Below are 6,527 nucleotides of genomic sequence, written 5' to 3'. Positions count from 1 at the left end.
TCGTCCACCACGGCGGTTCGGGCACCACAGCCGCTAGCATGCGCGCCGGGGTCCCCACCCTGATCCTCTCGATGGATGTGAATCAGACACTGTGGGGCGCCCGGGTGAAGCGATTGAAGGTGGGTACCACCCGCCGCTTCTCGAAGACCACCCGCCAATCCTTGGTCAAGGACCTGCGCCGAATCCTCGACCCGAAATATGCGGCCCGCGCCCGCGAGCTGGCCACCCGGATGACGACACCCGCTGAAAGCGTCGAGAAGGCCGCCGATTTGGTGGAGAGCTTCGCCCGGTCAAGGCAATCAGCTTGACGGCGGTGCGCGTGACCACCGTTTTGCCAGGTGCCCGAGATGGCGCCTGGCCCCGGCGGGGTCTGGTGGGCCGAGCCAAACCGCCCCGCCCCGTGAGCGGCGGCTGTTAGTATCCAACAACCGTGCTCTACGAGCTCGCCGAACCTTCCGGGGGGTTAGCTGCTCGTCTTGAGCCCTGAGACAAGACTGCATCGGCCTTCCAGCAACAAGACCAAGGGAAACATGACCAGCCAAACGACCGAACCGAAGTTTCGTTGGACCGCCCGAACCCTCACATTTCTATTTTTCTGGTGGATCGGGGGAACGCGTCCGGGTGTGGTCTGGCACTATCTCACGGACATCATTCACTACCGCCTGGTAAAGCTGGGCGTTCTATCCGGCACGGCCAAACACCTGGCCGAGGTTCGCGCGGCATTCGAAGAGCAGGCGGCGAAGGGTCAATTCCAAGAGCGGTGGTTCGACATGAACATCGTGCCTTGGTCCGTCACCTTTCCGAAAGTCTTCAAGCGCGCTGACCCGATACGCATTCTCGAAATCGGATCTTGGGAGGGGCGTTCGACGCTCTTTTTCCTGACGTACTTCACACAAGGGCACATGACCGCTGTTGACCACTGGGCGGGCAGCGACGAATGGCACTACCACGCCACGTCGGACTTGCGAGACCTCGAGGCGCGCTTCGATCACAACGTGTCCTCGGCCCCGGGTCGGGTAACAAAGCGGAAGGGCTCATCGCTGTCCGTCTTGCCCCAGCTCATCGATGAAAAGCAGGAGTTCGATCTGATTTATGTCGATGGGTCGCACTTCGCCGATGACGCAATAGTGGATTCACTCAACTCGTGGCGCCTGTTGAAGCAGGGCGGAATGATGATTTTCGACGATGTCATGTGGCCGGCCTACCCGCGGCCACGGGCAAACACCGCGTGGGCGATCCACCAGTTCCTGAAATACCACGCGGGGGAATACAAAGTTCTGCACGCCCAGTATCAGATCATTCTGCAGAAGAAGGCGGCGTTCGATGACGGTCTCGCGGACTGGGTCAACCACCCCGCCGAAGCTGTTGCGGTCACCCAATCGACCCCCAATTCCAACCACCAGCCGGAACAAGCGCATCAACACTCGCTCGGCTAGGTAAGGGGCGCTCGCGCGCCGAATAACACCGGACGTGCCTGCGTTCGATTGACAACGGGTCACCGATGGGTCGGCGCACGTTCTCACCCTCGCGCCTTGTGACCTAAACGAACAAACGGCCCTCAGTCCAAGCCGGGGATGATACTGTCGGGGTCGCCCACACGGGGGCAAAATTTGGGCAATTACGCACTGAGGACTCGATTTTGGCCGACGGCGAGTTAGACGCGCGCGAGGCGGAACGCGTCGAGTGGGACGCGATCATCGTTGGGACCGGCATGGGCGGCGGCACCCTGGGCTACTCGCTCGCCCGCGCGGGCCGAAAGGTGCTATTCGTCGAGAAGGGCCGTTCAACCCTTCCGGGGGCGCCCGAGACGGTCCGCTCATCAATGCCCGAAGTGTCCCATCCGCAGGCTTGCCGCTCCACCGACACCTACTTCGACGTGCTGACCAGGTCCGGACGCTCGACCGACGAGATCGAAGACATCAGTGGGCGCTCTCCCCAACGATTCGTGCCCTTTTTGGGCGCCGGCACGGGTGGCTCGTCGGCCCTCTACGGCATGGTGTGCGAGCGGTTTTTCGCTCAGGATTTCACCCCTCGGCAGCACTTCCGAAACCCCGGCGATTCGACCGTGCCGGACGCCTGGCCGATCGCCTACGACGAGATGCGCCCGTGGTACTCGGCGGCCGAAAGGCTGTTCGGGGTTCGGGGCCAGCCGGATCCGCTGCGACCGGGTGCCGCCGACCCTGATCTGCCTGCGGCGCCGCCCTTTTCGGCCGACAACCAGCCGCTTGTCGAGTACCTGACGAGCCGTGGCTTGCACCCCTACCACCTACCGATGGCCTGTGACTACACCTCGGGTTGCACGACGTGCCAAAGCTATCTGTGCCACCAGTCGTGCAAGAACGACAGCGCACGCAACTGCGTCTTACCGGCGGTCGCCGAGCACGGTGCGAAGCTGCTGCCGGAATGCCGGGTCCTTCGTCTCGACGCGGACCGAAAGCAGGTCCGTCGAGTGATCTGCGAGCATCGCTCCGGCACGGTGTCCCTGAAGGCCAAACTGGTGGTGCTTGCGGCCGGCGCGCTGGTCACGCCGGTGCTGTTGCTCAATTCCCGTTCAGCCGATTGGCCGCGCGGACTGGCCAACGGCTCGGATTGGGTGGGCCGCAACCTGATGCGTCACCTTGTCGACTTGGTGGAGATCTGGCCGCAGCGCGGTTCCAGGACCACAGCCGCAAACAAGGAGATCGGGTTGAACGACTTCTACTTCTGGGAAGGGCAGAAGTACGGCACCGTGCAATCTTTCGGCCCCATGGCACCCATGGAGATTTTGACCAATGCTCCCGGATGGCGGCCGGCGGCACTTCGGCTCATGAAACCGGCGGTGCGCCAAGTCTATGAGCGGTTCTTCAACGGCGGGCTGGTCCTCGCGACGATCATGGAGGACCTCCCGTATCTGGACAACCGTGTCCTACCCGACGATCGGCCGACCGCCGACGGGCGTCAGCGGCTGAAACTTCAGTACCGCCTTCACGAGAGCGAGATCGAGCGCCGCGCAATCTTTTTGGAGCAGTTGAAAGGGGTGCTGGAACCCTTCCGCAAGATCACGTTGCGAGGTGCCGAGGACAACAAAGCCGTGGCGCACGTCTGCGGGACATGCCGCTTCGGCACCGATCCCAAGACCAGCGTGCTGGACCCGTACAACAGGGCGCACGAAGTCGAAAACCTATACGTGGTCGACAGCTCATTCTTTCCCACCAGCGGCGGTTTGAATCCCAGCTTGACCATCGCGGCAAACGCCTTGCGGGTGGGCGAACACCTGAATCAGGCGCACTTCGCCAGCTGAGCTTTTCAATCCGTGTTTCCTGCCGTCCCGGCCAGGTGGACCGGTCAGCTCAGGCGGGCTCGCGGAGCGGGAGGCCGGCGGCGCGGTAGATGGCGTCGATGACGCTCATGTTCTCGACGGCGCCTTCCGGTGTCGTCTTGATGGGCTCCCCGCGCAGCGCCGCCGCGGCGAATGCGTCGAGTTGATACGCATAGGAGGGGCGGCGCGAGAAGCGCTCGACTCGTTTGCCGTCCGCTGATTTGACCGAGAGCCGATGGAAAGCTTGCGGCATCACGGGATTGAGAACGCGCACTTCCCCGCGATCGCCAACGACCTTGGCGCTCAACTGGAAAAGATCCCACGACCACATCGAGCAACGGACCCGCCCCTCGATTCCGTTTGGAAAGCGAAGCCGGGCGGTCATGGCACGGTCCACTTTGGAATCGCGCAGCTTCGCCTGTGCCGAAACAACTTCGGGTGTCGAACCGCCGAACGTGCGGATTATGTCGACCGCATAGCATCCGGCGTCCATCGTCGCACCACCGGCAAGGGAGTAGTTGTAGCGGATATCGGAAAACTTCGGCAACGGAAAGCAGATGGCCGCCTCCACCCGCTTCAGCTGTCCCAGTTCCCCGGAGGCGATGATCTCTTCAACTCGCAGGGTCAAGGGATGGTAGCGATAGTGAAAGGCCTCCATCACGACTCGGTCTGATTGGGCGGCCTGTCCCGCGACTTCGCGCGCTTCAGCGGCATTGGCGCTGAATGGCTTTTCGCACAGCACATGCTTTCCCGCCGCGATTGCGGCTCGAGTCCACCTGCCGTGCAAACCATTTGGGAGAGGGTTGTAGATGGCGTCCACATCTGGGTCCGCGACGAGCGCCTCATAACTGCCGTGCACTCGAGGAATGCCGTGCTCGGCGGCGAAGGCTTGGGCACGAGATACCTCGCGAGCTGCCACCGCCGCGACCACCACCTCGGCGCTTTCCCGTGCCGGGTTGATAAGCGCGAGCGGAGCGATGCGGGCTGCGCCGAGGACACCGATCCGCAGCCGTGCACCTTCTTCAGACACGACCCGGATGCTAGCACCCGGGTTCTTGCCCCGGAGCGTTAAATGGCGCCGGCCACCGCCTCGTTGCGGGCCGTCACCCCAGTCAGGCCTCTGCAAGCCAGTTCAGTGAGCACGGCCGCCGCCGCGTCGCTTGCCCGCCCCGACCGACTCGCCAAGAGCGCTCAAAGCAACAGTGATCAACACCGTCGCGATATACGATGGCGCCGACAACGCGCACCGGGGGACGATGGACGGAGTCACATGAAGCTGGGGGAAGTGTTCAGCCCGCGAAATAATGCGCTGAACGCGTTCCGGCTAGCCCTGGCAACCGAAGTGATGCTGTTCCACTCATGGCCGATCACGGGTCATATGCCTCCCGCCGCTGCCACCAAGCTTATGTTCGCGATAGGTGTCGACGGGTTTTTTGCGATCTCGGGATTTCTCATCTCCCGAAGCTGGCTGAACGACCCGCAACTTCGTGACTACCTGCTGGCTCGAGCTCTGCGAATCCTCCCCGGTTTCTACGTCTGCCTGATCGTCACCGCATACCTGTTCGCACCACTGAGCCTGGCGATCCAGGGCGGTGCGGCGGGAAAGCTGCTGGCCTCCCGCGATCCGATCGATTACGTCGTGCAAAACGCCGCGTTGGCCTACCTGCACCCGAATGTCGGCCCGACACCGCACGGAACGCCGGGCGGAGCAAATTGGAACGCCTCGCTGTGGTCCCTCATCTGGGAAGTGATGTGCTACCTGGCGGTTGCAGTTATCGGCGTCGTCGGCCTCGCCAATCGCAGGTGGGTTTCCCCCGCGATGCTCGTACTCGCTGTGATCGGGGCGATGTTGCTACCACCCCTGACCTTTCCGGGAGTATGGACCATCCCGCAGCTCCTCTGCCGTTCCGCAATCATGTTCGCCTCCGGGGCGCTCCTGTACCAATGGCGCGACGTGATCCCCGCTCGCTGGTCGCTCGTCGCCGTCTGCGTCGCCATAGTCCTCGCGTCCAGCCAGCTGCCGGATTATCGAGTGGTGGCCGGCCTTCCGCTGGCGTACGCCGTCGTCGTCTCCGGGGCGCTGCTTAAGAACAAGCGATTGCAACTACGCACTGATCTGTCCTATGGCATGTACATCTATGCGTTCCCGATGCAGCAGCTGCTGGCGGTGTGCGGCCTCACGTGGTTGCATCCGGTCGTGTTTTTCGTTGTCGCGATGGCGGCCACCCTTCCGGTGGCGGCGCTGAGTTGGTTCCTGGTGGAAAAGCGGGCGCTATCGCTCAAATCCCGCTTCAAGCGGCCGAGCACCTCTGCCGCGACCGATCCACCCGCCCAGGTCGAGGTCAGGTCGGACGACGGGAGAGACGCGCCCGGCGGATGACCGCTTCCCGCGCGCGGGCCGTTGACCGGCGCCGGGCCATCCGGGCGATCTTCAGACTAAACGCCTTGCGCTGGCGAACTTTTCGAGCACATCAACAGCTTTCGCAACGCTTTCAGCCGGGTCTGTCATCCGGGCGGCGAGGTCACGGGCTCGCACTGCGTAGTCGGGTTCGAGGATCTGACGCAAGTCGGTGACCAAGGTTTCGGTGGTTGTGGTCGAAAAGCGCCGAGTGGTACCGACTTTCAGCCGCTTGAGCTGGGCACCCCAATGCGGTTGATCGCCGGCCGTCCACAGGATCATCGACGGAACGCCGGCACGCAGAGCCGCAGCCGTGGTGCCCGAACCGCCGTGGTGGACGACTGCCCGGCAGGCGGGAAAGACGGCCGCATAATTCACGCCGCCCACCACCTTGACGTGGTCGCCGTGGGAAACGTCACTGAAGTCGCTCCAACCGGCGCAGATCAGCGCGCGCTCGCCCAGCTCGGCGCAGGCGGCGCTGATCATGTCGATCGCGTCGGCCGGCGATTCCACCGGCATACTGCCGAAGCCGAAGCAAATCGGCGGGGTTCCCGCGGCGATCCACGACGCGACGTCGGTGTCGGCCTCGGTGGACATCGCCATCGTCAGTGCACCGACGAAGGGCCGCTGACCGTCCCACTTCCGCCATTCGGCCGCTAGCCCGGGGAAGCAAACCTCGTCGTAGGCCTGTATCTCGAGTGATCCGCTTTCGGCGATGCGCCGCGCCGACGCGCCCCTGATCTTCGGCAGCCCTAGTTCACGGCGCTGCGCGTCCTCGACCTTCTTGTTGAGGCGCCAACCGAACCAGTCGAATGCGGTCATCGACGCGCG

At 63.5% G+C, this 6,527-nt stretch carries 6 protein-coding genes; 4 read left to right on the top strand and 2 right to left on the bottom strand.

Annotated elements, in window-relative coordinates:
- From A9X03_RS26120 to A9X03_RS26110, 3 genes are all read left to right on the top strand, one after another.
- A partial coding sequence (locus A9X03_RS26120) for a glycosyltransferase (protein ID WP_369831417.1) occupies positions 1-308 on the top strand: 308 nt, incomplete at its 5' end.
- Between the two features lie 222 nt (positions 309-530).
- Positions 531-1,436: a class I SAM-dependent methyltransferase gene (locus tag A9X03_RS26115; RefSeq protein ID WP_067887142.1), complete on the top strand. Its 906-nt coding sequence runs from the start codon at positions 531-533 to the stop codon at positions 1,434-1,436.
- Positions 1,437-1,639: 203 nt separating this feature from the next.
- Positions 1,640-3,280, top strand: a complete 1,641-nt coding sequence (locus A9X03_RS26110) for a GMC oxidoreductase (RefSeq protein ID WP_068263723.1) — start codon at positions 1,640-1,642, stop codon at positions 3,278-3,280.
- A 49-nt stretch (positions 3,281-3,329) separates the two neighbouring features.
- Here the strand turns inward: A9X03_RS26110 and A9X03_RS26105 are convergent, their stop codons facing one another.
- The gene (locus A9X03_RS26105; protein ID WP_369831418.1) at positions 3,330-4,337 is read right to left on the bottom strand and encodes a Gfo/Idh/MocA family protein; all 1,008 of its coding nucleotides are present in this window, start codon (positions 4,335-4,337) and stop codon (positions 3,330-3,332) included.
- A gap of 231 nt (positions 4,338-4,568) precedes the next feature.
- Here A9X03_RS26105 and A9X03_RS26100 point away from each other — a divergent pair, with 231 nt between their 5' ends.
- A complete protein-coding gene (locus tag A9X03_RS26100) occupies positions 4,569-5,678 on the top strand; it encodes an acyltransferase (RefSeq protein ID WP_068263717.1) in 1,110 nt (369 codons plus the stop codon).
- Positions 5,679-5,729: 51 nt separating this feature from the next.
- Here the strand turns inward: A9X03_RS26100 and A9X03_RS26095 are convergent.
- Positions 5,730-6,527 (bottom strand): glycosyltransferase (locus tag A9X03_RS26095; protein ID WP_369831416.1); only part of this gene is annotated, 798 nt, incomplete at its 5' end.

The sequence above is a fragment of the Mycobacterium sp. E1715 genome (genome assembly GCF_001667625.1).
In the GTDB taxonomy this organism is placed as follows: domain Bacteria; phylum Actinomycetota; class Actinomycetes; order Mycobacteriales; family Mycobacteriaceae; genus Mycobacterium.
This window is presented reverse-complemented; position numbering and strand designations above follow the sequence as displayed.

Coding starts and splice junctions, on each gene's coding strand:
- A9X03_RS26100 (WP_068263717.1), top strand. CDS start 4,569: ATGAAGCTGGGGGAAGTGTTCAGCCCGCGAAATAATGCGCTGAACGCG.
- A9X03_RS26115 (WP_067887142.1), top strand. CDS start 531: ATGACCAGCCAAACGACCGAACCGAAGTTTCGTTGGACCGCCCGAACC.